This window comes from Kitasatospora sp. NPDC002522, assembly GCF_053595195.1.
The window spans coordinates 1-14219 of sequence record NZ_JBSFXE010000028.1; the positions used below are offsets into that span (position 1 = coordinate 1).

Sequence of the window (14219 nt, forward strand, 5' to 3'; positions counted from 1 at the left end):
TGCAGAAGTCCTTCGACCTCTCGGCCTTCGCCGGCCAGACCGTCACGGTGAAGTTCACCGGCACCGAGGACTCCTCGCTCAAGACCAGCTTCGTGATCGACGACACCGCGCTCAACGTCTCCTGACGCACTGTCACCCACGGCTGCCGGAAGGGTCCCTCGGGCCCTTCCGGCAGCCGTGTGTCAGGAGTGTTTCCTATCCGATCCGGCACATAAATGCTTGTCGTGACCACTGTCATATGTCCTGATTGATGACGTAGCCTCTCAACCTGCGTAGGGTTCCCACACGCTCGGCGGCTCTCCTCCGACGCACCGGGGAGCCGGAGCGAACCCGCCGGGTGGGGAAGGTGTCGCATGGGCTCACAGCAACCACAGCACGCCGGCCGGCTTCGTCTGGTCGGCCAGCGCGAGAACAGCGGCGAGGCGGGCCCGCAAGCAGGCCCGGCCGAGCCGCCGCAGCCCGCCGACCCGGTGACCGTCGCGGCCACCGCCGCGGCCGCGGCCGCCCAGGGCGGCTTCGCCGAAGTGCTCAACGGCGCCATCGAACACAGCGGACTCAGCCTGGACCGGATCCGCGCCGCCCTCGCCAAACAGGGCGTCAGGGTCAGTGTCACCACGCTCAGTTACTGGCGTCGAGGCCGCAGCCAGCCCGAACGGGCCACCTCGCTGCGCGCCGTCCACCTGCTCGAGGAACTCCTCGGGCTGCGCCACACCACCCTCACCGGCCTGCTCGGCCCGCCGCGTCCGCGCGGCCGCTGGGTCGCCCAGGGTCCGGCCGTCGACGGCCTGCGGGTGGAACAGGTCTGGCCCGGCGAGGCCGAGATCGCCGAGGTCTTCGAGGAGCTCGACGCGCCGCCGTCCGGCCAGCTGGAACGCCAGTCCATCCACGACGCTTACTACGTCGACGCCTCCCGTCGCGGCCACCTGCTGAGGATGCGCCAGGTGGTGCGCGCCACCGTCGACAACATCACCCGCCACGTGGTGGTCCACAAGGCCGACGAGGGCGTCGAGGTCTGCCCGGAGATCACCTCCGTCCGGCACGCCCGGCTCGGCCGGGTCCGCCGCCGCCCCGCCAGCGGCCTGCTGGTCGCCGAACTGCTGCTGGACCGGCCGCTCGCGCTCGGCGACTCCACGGTCCTGGAGTACGAGGTGCAGATCCCGGACTCCGGCCCCACCACCGACTACGGCCGGTTCTTCGCCGCCCCGGTCCGCGAGTACGTCCTGCAGGTGCACTTCGACCCGTCCGCCGTCCCGGTGCAGTGCGAGCGCTTCGACCGCTCGCCCGCCGCCGAGGTCGACCGGAGCCGCGAACCGCTGTGGATCGGCGCCTCCGCCAGCGCCCACGTGCTGACCGCCGATCAGCAGCCCGGCCAGGTCGGCATCCGCTGGCAGTGGGAGTAGCCGCCCGGCCGCTCCCTCGACCCGCCGGCACCCGACGGCGCGCGCCGTCGGAACCCCCGCCACGCCCGACCTCGCGGTGCGGGGGTTCACTCGAACCGCCCTGTTCAACGCCCCATCAGGTGGTCGCGTGCCGCCCTTCCGAGGAATCTGAGTCCCACTCACCGAGGAAAGGCAGGACCTCCCGTGCTGATGGAGTTCAGCGACGTCGAACCCGATGACACCTGCGCCTGCGGCGGCTGCGCGAACCGCCGCCGGGCGCGACTGCACGCGGCCCGGGTCGAGCACGGCGGCCACCCGGCCGCCCGCGGGGCGCGCCGCGCCGCGGTGCTGGTCGCCGCCGTCGGCAGCATGCTCGGCGGCGGGGGAGCGGCCGCGATAGCCACCGCCGTCCCGCGCACCGACGCCGGCCCGCAGATACCCGACTCCCCCCAGGGCGAGGTCTCCGGACTCCACGGCGGGAGCGCCGCCCAGCCGTTCGCCAAGGCCGCCGAGCAGCCCGCCACCACCCGCGCCGAGATCATGCAGCGTGCCCAGCACTGGGTCGACCAGAAGGTGCCGTACAGCATGAGCCGCTACTGGTCCGACGGCTACCGCCAGGACTGCTCCGGCTTCGTCTCGATGGCCTGGGGCCTGGGTAGCAGCCAGACCACCTGGACCCTGCCGGACTTCGCCGAGCGGATCACCAGGAACGACCTGCAACCCGGCGACGCGCTCGTCTACAACAACCCCGGCGACCCCGAGGGCGGCTCGCACGTGGTGCTGTTCGGCGGCTGGACCGACGCCACCCACACCCGCTACACCGCCCTGGAGCAGACCCTCCCGGGCACCACCGAGCGCTCCACCCCGTACGCGTACTGGAGCCACGCCGACGCCTACGTCCCCTACCGGTACAAGGGCCTGAACGCGCCTCAGCCGCTGCCCGACGCCTTCCCCGGCGCGGACGCCTTCGGCCCCGGAAAGGTCAACGCGTACGTCACCCGGCTCGGGCGGATGCTGGTGGACCGCGGCGCCTCCCGCTACTACCACGAGGGGCCAAGCGCGGACTGGGGCGAGGCCGACCGGAAGGCCACCGAGGCGTTCCAGCTCGCCCAGGGCTGGCGCGGCGGCGAGGCCGACGGCTACCCCGGCAAGGACACCTGGGACCTGCTGGTCAACCACAAGGGCAAGGACATCCCGCCCGGCGCCGTCCAGCCCCCGCCGCCCGGGCCGACCACCACCCCGCCCCCGGCCGGCGTCCCGCCGTTCCCCGGCGCGGACAGGTTCGGCCCCGGGCAGGTCAACGACTACGTCACCCAGCTCGGCCGACAGCTCGTCAAGAAGGGCTACGGCGCCTCCTACCGGGAGGGCCCGAGCCCGGACTGGGGCGAGGCCGACCGGAAGGCCACCGAGGCCTTCCAGCGCGCCCAGGGCTGGACCGGCGCCGAGGCCGACGGCTACCCCGGCAAGGACACCTGGCGGCTGCTGTTCTCCTGACGCCGGGTCGGCTCAGCGGTGCGGGCGCACGCCTCAGAACGTCCCGTGCGCCCGCACCCAGCTGTGCATGGCGATCGCCGCCGCGGCGCCCGCGTTGATCGAGCGGGTCGAGCCGTACTGGGCGATCGAGCAGACCGCGGCGGCGTGCTCCCACGCCTGCTCGGTCAGGCCCGGGCCCTCCTGGCCGAACAGCAGCACGCAGCGCTCCGGCAGCGGGTAGGTCTCCAGCGGCACCGCGCCCGGCAGGTTGTCGATGCCGATCACCGGAAGCCCGCGCTCGGCGGCGTACGCGGCCAGCGAGGCCACCGACTCGTGGTGGCGCACGTGCTGGTAGCGGTCGGTGACCATGGCGCCGCGCCGGTTCCAGCGGCGGCGGCCGACGATGTGCACCTCCTCGGCGAGGAAGGCGTTGGCGGTGCGCACCACCGAGCCGATGTTGAAGTCGTGCTGCCAGTTCTCCACGGCGACGTGGAAGCCGTGCCGCCGGGTGTCCAGGTCGGCGACGATCGCCTCGTGCCGCCAGTACCGGTAGCCGTCGGTCACGTTGCGCCGGTCCCCCGCGGCGAGCAGCTCCGGGTCCAGCCGGGCGTCGTCGGGCCACGGCTCGGGGTGCGGGCCGACGCCGATCTCGCGGTCGTCGGCGAGGAAGCCGTCGTCGTACTGCTCGCCCAGCTGGGGTACCGAGGTGTCGCTCACGCCCTCGAGGGTACGGGCTCCGGGCGGGCCGGCTGCGGGCGCGTCCGGACGGCCTTCTCCAGGTCGGCGAGGGCCTGCATGACCAGCCGGGCGCCGGCCCGGGCGACCGCGATCCGGTCGTCGGCGGGCAGCGCGGCGAGCCGGTTGTCCCAGTCCCGGTGGGCGTCGCGCAGCCCGCCGAAGTCGACGTCCTGGCCGAGCAGCACGGCCGCCGCGGCGATCGCGGTGGCGTCCCGCAGCTCCTCGCCGAAGGCCTCCGCGCCGGGCACCGGCGGGGCGTCCTCGCCCGGCAGGTGAGCCTCCATCAGCACCGTGGAGCGGCCCAGCATGCCGACCGCCGAGCGGGCCCGGTCGAGCTGCTTGCGGGTCAGCTCCGGCACCTGGCTGTCGTGCCGGACCGGCTCCACGTCGGCCCGGTCCAGCGCGGCCAGCATCTCGCCGCGGGTCTCCCGGACGTCCAGCAGCGCCGGCCGCACGTCCCGCTCGGCGTGCCCGCCCGCCGGGTCGCCGTACGCGGTGAACACCGCCGCCGCGTACCGGCCCGCCGCGGCCAGCCACTCCGCCAGCCGCTCCGGCAGCCGGGCGGTCTGCCAGGTCGGGAACAGCGCGTACGCGCCGAGCGCCACGAAACCGCCGAGCAGGGTCATCACCAGGCGGTCGACCGCGGTCTGCACCGGGTCGCCCGGCTGCAGGCCGAGCAGGAACACCACGTACGAGGAGATCGCCACCGTCGCCACCGCGTAGCCGGTGCGCAGCGTCAGGTAGGCGAAGCCCATGCAGGTGACCGCGAGCGCCGCCAGCACCCAGTCGCCCGGGTGGAAGGCCTGCACCACGGCGGTCGCCGCCAGCACCCCGACCGCGGTGCCCGCCACCCGGGCCACGCCCCGGCTGAAGGTCTGCGCGAAGTCCGGGCGCATCACCATCGCCGAGGTCATCGGCGCCCAGTAGCCGTGCTCGATGCCCAGCGCCCGGGCCGCCAGGTAGGCGGCGGTCACCACCGCGGCGAGCCGCACCGCGTGGTGGAAGACCGCGGAGCGCTTGTGCAGCTGGCGGCCGACCGCGCCCAGCACGGTCGGCGCGACCTTCACCAGCGGCGGACGGCGCAGCCCCGCCTCCCCGCCGGACGGGACGCTGACGGTGGAGCGGTCCTGCTGGTCGAGCCGGTCGGCGGCCCGGGCGAGCAGGCTGCTCAGCCGGCGCCCGGCCCGCCGGGCGGCGCCGCGCAGCAGGTCCTCGCCGGCGCCGGGGCGGGCCAGCGCCAGGCCCGGGGAGTCCTTCGGCATCCGGAACGGGTCGCCGGAGCGGATCGCCCGGGCCTGCGCGTCCAGCACCTCGGCGGCCGCCGCCAGCACCTCCCGCGCCCGGTCCCGCTCCGCCCCCTCGGCGGCGGCGCCGACCCGCGGATCGGCGAGCGCGGCCAGCGCCGGACGGATCTGCTCCGCGATGGTGCGCAGCCCGCGCAGCTCCGGCGGGCGGCGCCGGGCCTGCCAGCCGGTCAGTCTGGCGGCCTGCCGGGCGACCACGAACGGCTCCGGGTCGATGTGCGCGACCGGGTCGTGGCGCAGCCGGCGGGCGTAGTCGCCGAGCGCGGCGTAGATGTCGGCGAGCGCGTCGCGCTGCGCCCGCCAGCTGCCGATCGGCCACACCGTCACCACCAGTGCCTGCACCGCGCCGCCGACCGAGCAGAGCAGCCCGTGGCCGATCGCGGTGGGCACCGACACCGGCAGCTGCACCACCACCATCATCACCGCGAGGGTGTTGGCGGCCACCACCCCCGCGGTCGGGCCGACCGCCCACGCCATGCCCGCGCCGAACGCCCACAGCGCCAGCAGCACCGGGAACGCGCCGGGGATGCCCACCGCGACGTAGCCGAGGAAGGTCGACGCGCCCAGGCCCGCGGCGGCCGCCAGCGCCAGCGAGGCGCGCGGGCGGAAGGAGCGCTGGAAGGTCGCGGTGCCGGCGATGAACGCGCCCATCGCCGCCGAGGTGGCCTGCGCCGGCCCGTAGACCGCGAGCACCGGGAAGACCACCAGGGCGGCGGCGAGGGCGCCGCGCAGCGCCCGGCGCGGGTCGGTGAGCGAGCGGTCCACGGTCAGCCCGGCCCTCGCGGTGTCACGGAGGGCGGCGAACCAGGACATATCGGGAGCTTATCGGCTCCCCGGCGGCCCGCCCGTCGGCTGCCGACCGGTCAGCCGCCGCTCCACGGCGAGCAGCGCCGCGGTGGGCAGGAAGACCGCGTCGGCGGCGATCATCGCCAGCGAGAAGAACGGCAGTCCGAGCACCACCGCGATCGCCAGGTGCTCGCCGATCATCACCGCCAGCAGCGCGTTCTTCAGCCGCCGGTTGGCCAGCGTGAACGGGAACGCGACCTGGGCGATCACCGTGCCGTAGGAGAGCAGGAAGGTCACCACCAGGCTCGCCCCGAGCAGCGCGGACAGCTCCGGCCAGGGGGAGAAGTAGCCCAGGTGCAGCGGGTAGTGCACGGCGGTGCCGTCCTGCCAGCGCGAGCCCTGCACCTTGTACCAGCCGGCCGTGGCGTACACCAGCACCACCTGCACGGCGACCACCAGCATCGCGCAGTTGTGCAGCATCGCGGCCAGCGCGTCCAGCACCGCCCGCGGCTCGCTCCAGGCGGTGGGATCGTCCGCGCCGCGGCGGGCCCGGCGGCGGGCGTCCAGCGACCAGACCGCGCCGCAGCGGGTGAACACCAGGTAGATCGCCATCAGGTGGACCACGTTGTCGCCGCCGTCGCCGACGAAGACGTCGCGGTTCTGCAGCGAGAGCACGGTCAGCGCGAACACCGCGGAGCTGGCCCGGGTCCGCCAGCCCAGCAGCATCGCCGCCGCGGCGGCCAGCGCCAACAGGTACACCGCCTCGAACCACCAGCGGCCGTCGTTCCAGGCCAGCAGCGTGAAGGCGTGGGTGTCGGCGAGCAGCCGGGCGTTCAGCTCCGCCGACCAGGGCGAGCGGTCGCCGTACAGCACCCGGCGGTTCGGCCATTCGCGCAGCAGGAAGCCGCCCCAGGCGGTGGCCACGCCGATCCGCAGCACCGCCGCCTGGTACGGGGCCAGGGTGGTCAGCAGGCGCGGCAGCAGGTCCCCGACCGGCCGGGCCCCCGTCATGACAGGCCCCGGTAGTCCTCGTCGTTCACCGGCCACCAGGCCAGCTCGCGGTAGTGCACCGAGGTGTCGACCTGCTCGGTGCTCCAGGCGGGCGGGGCGACGGTGGCCGCGCCGACCCGGAACTGGATCTGCAGCACCCGCTCGCCGGCCACCGTGCGGCCCAGGCGCTGCAGCGCTATCCGCTTCAGGTACTCCTCGGCGAGCTTGCCCCGCGGCCCGGCCGCGACCGCCTGGTCCTCACCGGGGTGGGTGGTCTCGTAGAAGTCCCAGGCCCGGCGCAGCAGATTCTGGTCGAGGTGGCTGGGCGCCGGGTTGTGCCGGACCGCCGCGAGGTCCCGCGCGGTCAGGCCCAGCCAGTCGCGGGTGGTGACGGCGCCGTCGTCGGCGATGGTCTGCACCCGGGCGTCGACGGTGACGTTCTGCTGCAGCGGGTTCGGCGCGAACAGCTTCCAGTTCTGCTCGAACTCCGGGTAGACCACCGCGTCGACCTGGCCGCGGTACGCGCGGGAGACCGAGTTCTCGGGTGCCACATGCAGGAACAGCGCGGCGAGGAACGCCAGGGTGCAGGCCGCGAGTCCCACCCCGGCGGTCACCAGCACCACCCGGGCGGGCTTCGACCAGACACGCACGGCGGTCATCCTGCCGCACCGCCCGTGCGTTCGAACAGGGGCGGTGCGTGCGGGAGCGTCAGAGCACGAAGGCGTCCTGCCCGCCGCTGCTCACCATCGGGCGGCCCGCGGCCTCCCAGGCGAACATCCCGCCGTCCACGTTGACCGCGTCCCGGCCGCCCGCGACCAGGTACTGCACGACCTGCGCGGAGCGTCCGCCGACCCGGCAGAGCACGTACAGGCGCTCGTCGGGCAGCTCCTCGATCCGGGCGACCACCTCGCCGATCGGGATGTGCAGGGCGCCGTCCACGTGCCCGGCGTCCCACTCGTCCTGCTCGCGGACGTCGAGCAGGACGGCGTCGGCGGGCACCGCGGCGGCGTCGGTGGTGGGCAGCTGGGCGAACATCGGATCCGTCTCCTGGGGTCGGGGGGCGTTTCGGCCGTGGTCGGACGTGTCGGGAAGCAGGGCGGCCAGCCGGCCCTGCCGGTCGGCGGCGGTGGCCAGCAGTTGCTCGGCGAGCTCCTCCAGCAGCCGCTCCGGCTCCCGGGGGTTCAGCAGCAGCAGCTCGCCCATCGGGGTGCGCTCCAGCCGGACCTGCTCGGTGGCGAGCGCCGCGATCCGGCCGGTCAGCCACTCCAGGCGGTGGTTCAGCCAGGCCAGCCGGTCCGGGGAGCCCGCCGCGGGCGCCGCCTCCGGGGCGGCCGACCACTCCTCGGCGAGCTGCTCCAGCGCGGCGGCGTCGCCGAGCGCGTACGCCTCGTTGACCCGGGCGATGAACGCCGAGCGGCGCTCCTGCTCGGCCGGCTCGGTGGACAGGTCGGGGTGGGCCCGGCGGGCCAGCTCGCGGTAGACCCGCTGGGCGTCCTTGTCGGGCCGCACCCGGCGGGCCTCCGGCTCGCCCTCGCGCGGCCCGGCCTCCTCGACCGGCTCGACCCGCTCCCGGGCCTCCCGGGCCCGGCGCAGGTCCTCCGGGTCGCCGCTGCGCGCCGCGACCGCCTCCGCGATCAGCGCGTCCAGCTCGTCGAGCCGGGCGTACAGCGGGCCCAGCAGCTGGTGGTGGACCAGGGCGAAGTTGTCGATCTCCACCCGCAGGGTGGCCACGTCGACGTCCAGGGTCAGCCAGGCCAGCTCGGCCGCCGCGACCCGTTCCTCCAGCCACTGCCGCTCGGGGTCCGCCCACACCTCGACGCTCGGTACGCTCACCCGCGCCACCCTACCGGGGCTCGGCCCTTACCCGATCGGGTGAAGCCGAAGCACCTCGGGCGACACGCAACTGATACTGACGAATCTGCCCGATTCGCTACCTGCCGCCACCCCGTCCGTGCTTCGCTGGAAGGTGCTGCGGGCAAGGACGCGCGCAACGGGCCAGGAGGAGCAGCAGGAGACAAGGGGCAGACCGATATCCATGGTGGACCAGCCCAACTCCACACCGGATCAGGACGACGCGCCGGGCAGCCATCCCGCCGGGGTGGTGGCCCTGCTCCGCGTCGCCGCCGTGCTGGTCGACCCGGACGGCCGGATCGCGCTGTGGAACCGCACCGCGGAGGAGCTCTTCGGCCACCGCGCCGAAGTCGCCCTCGGCCGCACCGCCCACGGCCTGCTGCCCGCCGTCGAACCCCGCCCGGAGACCGCCCCGCCGCCACCCGCCGGCGCGCGCCGCTGCGACGCCTTCGACACCCTCGACGACCTGACCCAGCTGAACACCCCGTGGGCCGGCTCGATGGCCGTGCACGACCGCGAGGAGCGGCTGCGCGACGTCCTGTGGTGGGTCTACCCGCTGGTCGAACCGGCCGGCCGCTCCCTGCTGGCACTGGCCGCCGACGCCCGCCCGCTGCGCTCCGCCGGCCCGCGGATCGCCCTCGGCGAGCGGCTCGTCCCGTACGCCGCCGCGCCCGCCGCCGGCCGCCCGCACCGGGTCGCCGCGGCCTTCGCCCCGGCCACCGCGCACCCCCCGCAGGCACTCGCCGGACTGCTGCCGAACGGCTCCGAGGAGCGCCGCCGCCGGCTGCTCGACCAGCTCGCCGAGGCCGGACCGCCCGCCCTGTGGGTGGACGCCGCGACCCGGCTGCCGGTGGTGCCCTACCAGACCTCCCCGGGCGGGGCGGCCGGCACCGCCCGGCTCGCCGCCGGGATCGGCCGCCGCTACCCCACCCCGCAGCAGCGCGCCGCCCAGCAGCGCGAGCGCACCGCCCGCCGTCCGGCGGAGCCGCCGCACGGCACGGGTGCCAGGGCCTCACTCGGGGTACGGATACAGGCTGCGGAGTCCGCGTCCCCGCTCGGCGGCACCATCCCCGGTCAACGCGAAGCCGCCGCCCACGTCCAGCCCCCGGGAGGCCCCGTCATCGACGCCGCAGCCAACGGCCGCGCACCCGCCGTCCCCGAGCCGCACACCGTCCCCGTCCCCGAGCTGCCCACCCAGCCGACCGGCCCGTCCGGCGCGGTCGAGGTGCTCCGCGGCCTGCCCGTCGACGGCGACCTGGCGCTGCTGGCCACCGTCGGCAACCAGGTCGGCACCACCCTCGACCTGGACACCACCGCCCGCGAACTGTGCGAGGTGCTGGTCCCCCGGGTCGCCGACTTCGCCTGCGTCGACCTGCTGGACGGCCTGATCTCGGACGCCGAGCTGCCCGCCGACCAGCCCGACGACCGCACCATGCTGCGCCGGGTCGCCCGCACCTTCAACGCCGCCTCGCAGCAGTGGAACCACGTCCTGGACGAGGGCGCGCTGCTCGCCATGCCGCGCTCCACCCCGCCGGGCCTGGCGCTGCAGGAGAACCAGCCGGTGCTGGTCCCGCTGATCACCCCCGACGTCGCCGCCGACTACGCCGTCTCGCTGGGCGGCCCGGAGCTGGTGCCCGCCGTGGTCGGCCGCTCGATGCTGGTGCTGCCGCTGTCCGCCCGCGGCACCGTGCTGGGCATCCTCAAGCTGCTGCGGCTGCCCGACCGTGCGCCGTTCACCCGCGGCGACGCCGACACCCTCAAGGAGATCGCCGCCCGCGCCGCGCTCTCGCTGGACAACGCCCGGCTGCACCGCGCCGAGTCCAAGGTCGCCACCACCCTGCAGCGCTCGATGATCCCGACCCGCCCGCCGCGGATCCCCGGCGTGCAGATCGCCCACCGCTACATGCCCGGCGACCGCAAGGCCGAGGTCGGCGGCGACTGGTTCGACGCGATCCAGCTGCCCGGCAGCCGGGTCGCCCTGGTGGTCGGCGACGTGATGGGCCACGGCCTGCACTCGGCCGCCGCGATGGGCCGCTTCCGCACCGCCATGCAGACCCTCGCCGCGCTCGACCTGCCGCCCGGCCAGCTGCTGCGCCACCTCGACAACCTGGCCCACAAGCTCGGCGACGACCACCTGGCGACCTGCCTGTACGCGGTCTACGACCCGATCAACCGCACCTGCGAGCTCGCCTCGGCGGGCCACGTCCCGCCGGTGCTGGTCCACCCCGACGGCCGCGGCGAACTGCTCGCCATCCCCGAGGGCGCCCCGATCGGCGTCGGCGGGGTGCCGTTCGTCGCCAAGAAGATCGACGTCTCGGACGGCTCGATGCTGGTGCTGTGCACCGACGGCCTGGTCGAGGTCCGCGGCGGCGACATAGGGGAGGGCCTGGCCGCGCTGTGCGGCAACCTGATCGACCCCAAGCAGACCCCCGACGAGGCCTGCGACACCGTGCTGAACACCCTGCACTCCGACGACCGGCAGGACGACATCGCGCTGCTGGTGGCCCGCTTCGACGGCGTCCCGCCGACCGAGGTGGCGACCTGGCAGCTCGGCGTCACCGAGCTGGAGGTCGGCCGGGCCCGCCGGCTGGTCCGCGACCAGCTCGCCACCTGGCAGCTGACCGCGCTCACCGACACCGTCGAACTGCTGGTCAGCGAACTGGTCACCAACGCGGTGCGGGTGGCCCGGGCCGAGGTGCAGCTCCAACTGATCCGGGTCGACAAGCTGCTGGTCGAGGTCAGCGACGACAACCACAACCTGCCGTCGCTGGAGCCCGCCGAGTCGCTGTCCGAGCACGGCCGCGGCCTCAACCTGGTCAGCAAGCTGTCCGAGAAGTGGGGCACCGCCCGCAAGGCGGTCGGCAAGGTCGTCTACTTCGAGATGCCGCTGCCGCGCGGCTGAGCGCGGCCCACCGGCCGGGTCAGGACGTCAGCGCCCTGGTCCGGCCGGCCGCGTCCGCGGCCACCGAGGCCGCCGCGCCCACCCCGGACAGCACCCGCGGCCAGAAGTCGCCGAACACCTCGACCGCCACCGCGATCAGCACCGCCGTGGTCAGCGCCACCACGTGCTCCAGACCGGCCAGGTTCGGCAGTACCACCGCCTCGCCGACCATCGCCGCCACCACCGCCGAACCGGTCACCCAGGCCCGGCACCGGAACGCGATCACCACCGCCAGCGCCACCACCGCCGCCGACGGGCCGGTGTCCCGGACGTGCGCCATCCAGCGCGGGAAGCCGAACAGGTGGTCCGGCCCGATCATCACCCCGACCCGGGCGAACAGCGTGCCCGCCAGGGTGCAGGCGTACGCCACCAGCAGGGTCAGCCGGCGGCCCAGCACGATCTCGGCCACCCCGAAGACGAAGAACACCTGCGCCAGCGCGCCCCACACCGGCAGGTCCAGCGCCGGCACGTACAGCGACAGCGGGGTGCGCAGCAGCGACACGTCCAGCGGCAGCGCCGCCTTCACCACGCCGATCTCGTTCACGAACCGGGCCCCGCCCGGCAGGTGCTGGACGATCGAGAACAGCAGCACCAGGCCCGTCGCCACGGTCGCCAGCGGCACCGCGGCGAACTTCCGGCGCAGCACCCGGTCCTTCACCGTGCCGACCAGCGGCCCCCACTCGGCGACCGCGGCCCGGCGGACGACCGTCCACGGCCCCGATCGCACGCCCCCCGCGTGGGTGATCTGCTCCACGACCCGTCTCCCCGTTTCCCAGTGGACTTTCCGATGGCTTTCCCATGCCACGTTTTCGACCCTACGCACCGGATTCCTCATCAGCATCAGCATCGAAGCCGAACCATGTCATCCCAAGGGCGTATGTCGATCGGCCCGCTCCGCCCCCCGGCGGAGGGACCACCTCTGCCCGGGCCGCCGATAACGGCCCGGGAAGCCTTGCCGCGGTAATTCCCACTAGTCCTGGCGGACGTGCCGGCGGCGGAACAGGGCGGGCATGCTCGGCACCGTGATGAAACCCTCCGCCCGGGCCGAGGCGATTCCGATCCGGGGAATCTCGCTGCTCTTCTCGAACAGCAGATAGCGCGGTTCCCAGATCGGCCGGTATTTCGCGTTCGCCCGGTACAGCGACTCGATCTGCCACCAGCGGGAGAAGAAACCCAGCACCGAACGCCACAACCGCAGCACCGGCCCGGCGCCCAGCCTCGAACCGCGCTCGAAGACCGACCGGAACATCGCGAAGTTCAGCGACACCCGCTCCAGCTCGACCTCCTTGGCCCGCTGCAGCAGCTCGATCACCATGAACTCCATCAGGCCGTTCTCGCTGTCCCGGTCCCGCCGCATCAGGTCCAGCGACAGGCCGTGCGCGCCCCACGGGACGAAGCTCAGCAGCGCCCGCAGCTCGTCCTCCCCGTCGAAGCACTCCAGCATCACGCAACGCCCGTCCCCGGGGTCGCCGAGCCGGCCCAGCGCCATCGAGAAGCCGCGCTCGGTCGCGCCGTCGCGCCAGTGGTCGGCCTTGGCCACCAGCTCGGCCATCTCGTACTCGGGAATGTCCTCGTGCCGGCGGATCCGCACCGTGTACCCGGCCCGCTTGACCCGGTTGTACGCCTGCCGGACCACCCGCATCGCCCGGCCGTCCAGCGAGAACTCGTCCAGCTCGACGATCGCCTCGTCGCCCAGCTCCAGCGCGTCCAGGCCGTGCCGGGCGTAGATCACCCCGGCCTCCTCGGAGGCGCCCATCACGGCCGGCACCCAGGCGTGCTCGCGGGCCTCCGCCAGCCAGGCGTCGATCGCGCCCGGCCAGGCCTCCGGGTCGCCGATCGGGTCGCCCGAGGCCAGCGTCACCCCGCCGACCACGCGGTAGGCGACCGCCGCCTTGGCACTCGGCGAGAAGATCACCGCCTTGTCCCGGCGCAGTGCGAAGTAGCCCAGCGAGTCCCGCTCGCCCTGCTTGTCCAGCAGCTCGCGGAGCCGGCGCTCGTCCTCGTCGCTCTGCAGCTCCTCACCGCGCGGGCTGCGGAAGGTCACGTACAGCACGGCCAGGAACAGCAGCGCGCCCATCACGTTGATCGCGGCGTTCACCCAGGTCGGCACCGAGACCACGTCGGCCACCCGGTCCGAGGGGGTGACGGTGATCATCCGGTGCACCGCGTAGCTGAACCGGCTGCCGAAGCTCGCGCCGGAGATCTCGTTGGTCAGCTGCACCAGCAGCGAGCCGACCAGGCCGCCCAGCACCAGGCCGCCCAGCGCCGCGGCCACCGCGGTCTTCGGGTTCGAGCGGTCGCCCTTGGAGGTGAACTCCTTGCGGGAGACCAGCAGGGCCAGCAGGAACAGGCCGGTCAGCGCGATCGAGAAGTAGTTCCACGGATGGGCCGCGAACCGGTCGCCGAACGCCATCAGCAGCACGTAGCCCAGGAAGGTCAGACCGGCCAGGCCCACGTTGAAGATCCACGCCGCGCGCTTGCGCCGGCGCATCGCCACCGCCAGGAACAACGACAGCGCCACCGTGGTCAGACCGGCGGTCACCAGATAAGGGGTGAAGTACTCCCCCTCGTTGTGGCGCTGCACCTGATCCCGGAACGGCACGGAGAGCACCGCCACCAGGTTCAGCAGCGCCATCAGCCGCAGGTACCAGACCGTGGAAGAGGCCGCCCGCGGGCGCCACTTCCCCAGTGGACCGGGGTCTTCTCCTCGCGACGAGGGCACGGCCGAGGCAGCCGTCTTCACAGTGGACACAGCAA

10 protein-coding genes are annotated in these 14219 nt (G+C 74.2%); 3 read left to right on the forward strand and 7 right to left on the reverse strand.

Annotated features, from left to right (window positions below; all coding sequences use genetic code 11):
• Nucleotides 1–353 precede the first annotated feature (353 nt).
• Both ACWD4U_RS22845 and ACWD4U_RS22850 read left to right on the forward strand, forming a co-directional pair.
• Entirely contained in the window at nucleotides 354–1400 is a 1047-nt protein-coding gene (locus tag ACWD4U_RS22845; RefSeq protein WP_363455857.1) for a hypothetical protein, read from the forward strand.
• A gap of 189 nt (nucleotides 1401–1589) precedes the next feature.
• A complete protein-coding gene (locus ACWD4U_RS22850) occupies nucleotides 1590–2873 on the forward strand; it encodes a peptidoglycan-binding protein (protein ID WP_363455854.1) in 1284 nt (427 codons plus the stop codon).
• Between the two features lie 33 nt (nucleotides 2874–2906).
• Here ACWD4U_RS22850 and ACWD4U_RS22855 read toward each other — a convergent pair whose 3' ends face one another.
• From ACWD4U_RS22855 to ACWD4U_RS22875, 5 genes are read right to left on the reverse strand one after another with little or no spacing between them, the layout of a single operon-like run.
• The gene (locus tag ACWD4U_RS22855) at nucleotides 2907–3569 is read right to left on the reverse strand and encodes a TrmH family RNA methyltransferase (RefSeq protein ID WP_363455851.1); all 663 of its coding nucleotides are present in this window, start codon (nucleotides 3567–3569) and stop codon (nucleotides 2907–2909) included.
• Nucleotides 3566–5707: an FUSC family protein gene (locus ACWD4U_RS22860; protein ID WP_363455849.1), complete on the reverse strand. Its 2142-nt coding sequence runs from the start codon at nucleotides 5705–5707 to the stop codon at nucleotides 3566–3568. Before ACWD4U_RS22860 ends, ACWD4U_RS22855 begins: the two co-directional genes overlap by 4 nt.
• A gap of 9 nt (nucleotides 5708–5716) precedes the next feature.
• The gene (locus tag ACWD4U_RS22865; RefSeq protein ID WP_363455846.1) at nucleotides 5717–6691 is read right to left on the reverse strand and encodes an HTTM domain-containing protein; all 975 of its coding nucleotides are present in this window, start codon (nucleotides 6689–6691) and stop codon (nucleotides 5717–5719) included.
• Nucleotides 6688–7329: a DUF5819 family protein gene (locus tag ACWD4U_RS22870; RefSeq protein ID WP_363455843.1), complete on the reverse strand. Its 642-nt coding sequence runs from the start codon at nucleotides 7327–7329 to the stop codon at nucleotides 6688–6690. Before ACWD4U_RS22870 ends, ACWD4U_RS22865 begins: the two co-directional genes overlap by 4 nt.
• Before the next feature lie 49 nt (nucleotides 7330–7378).
• The gene (locus ACWD4U_RS22875; RefSeq protein ID WP_363455841.1) at nucleotides 7379–8503 is read right to left on the reverse strand and encodes a rhodanese-like domain-containing protein; all 1125 of its coding nucleotides are present in this window, start codon (nucleotides 8501–8503) and stop codon (nucleotides 7379–7381) included.
• Between the two features lie 202 nt (nucleotides 8504–8705).
• Here ACWD4U_RS22875 and ACWD4U_RS22880 point away from each other — a divergent pair, with 202 nt between their 5' ends.
• On the forward strand, nucleotides 8706–11423 hold the full coding sequence (locus tag ACWD4U_RS22880) for an ATP-binding SpoIIE family protein phosphatase (RefSeq protein WP_363455838.1): 2718 nt from the start codon (nucleotides 8706–8708) through the stop codon (nucleotides 11421–11423).
• Nucleotides 11424–11442: 19 nt separating this feature from the next.
• Here ACWD4U_RS22880 and ACWD4U_RS22885 read toward each other — a convergent pair whose 3' ends face one another.
• Together ACWD4U_RS22885 and ACWD4U_RS22890 are read right to left on the reverse strand one after the other, a co-directional pair.
• The gene (locus tag ACWD4U_RS22885; RefSeq protein ID WP_363455835.1) at nucleotides 11443–12216 is read right to left on the reverse strand and encodes a hypothetical protein; all 774 of its coding nucleotides are present in this window, start codon (nucleotides 12214–12216) and stop codon (nucleotides 11443–11445) included.
• Between the two features lie 216 nt (nucleotides 12217–12432).
• Nucleotides 12433–14097, reverse strand: a complete 1665-nt coding sequence (locus ACWD4U_RS22890) for a phosphatidylglycerol lysyltransferase domain-containing protein (protein ID WP_449787277.1) — start codon at nucleotides 14095–14097, stop codon at nucleotides 12433–12435.
• Between the last annotated feature and the right edge of the window lie 122 nt (nucleotides 14098–14219).

What these genes read in the sequence shown, in the direction of transcription:
- ACWD4U_RS22865 (WP_363455846.1), bottom strand. Translation starts at nt 6,691, where the DNA reads ATGACGGGGGCCCGGCCGGTCGGGGACCTGCTGCCGCGCCTGCTGACC.
- ACWD4U_RS22850 (WP_363455854.1), top strand. Translation starts at nt 1,590, where the DNA reads ATGGAGTTCAGCGACGTCGAACCCGATGACACCTGCGCCTGCGGCGGC.
- ACWD4U_RS22890 (WP_449787277.1), bottom strand. Translation starts at nt 14,097, where the DNA reads ATGGCGCTGCTGAACCTGGTGGCGGTGCTCTCCGTGCCGTTCCGGGAT.
- ACWD4U_RS22880 (WP_363455838.1), top strand. Translation starts at nt 8,706, where the DNA reads ATGGTGGACCAGCCCAACTCCACACCGGATCAGGACGACGCGCCGGGC.
- ACWD4U_RS22860 (WP_363455849.1), bottom strand. Translation starts at nt 5,707, where the DNA reads ATGTCCTGGTTCGCCGCCCTCCGTGACACCGCGAGGGCCGGGCTGACC.
- ACWD4U_RS22845 (WP_363455857.1), top strand. Translation starts at nt 354, where the DNA reads ATGGGCTCACAGCAACCACAGCACGCCGGCCGGCTTCGTCTGGTCGGC.
- ACWD4U_RS22870 (WP_363455843.1), bottom strand. Translation starts at nt 7,329, where the DNA reads ATGACCGCCGTGCGTGTCTGGTCGAAGCCCGCCCGGGTGGTGCTGGTG.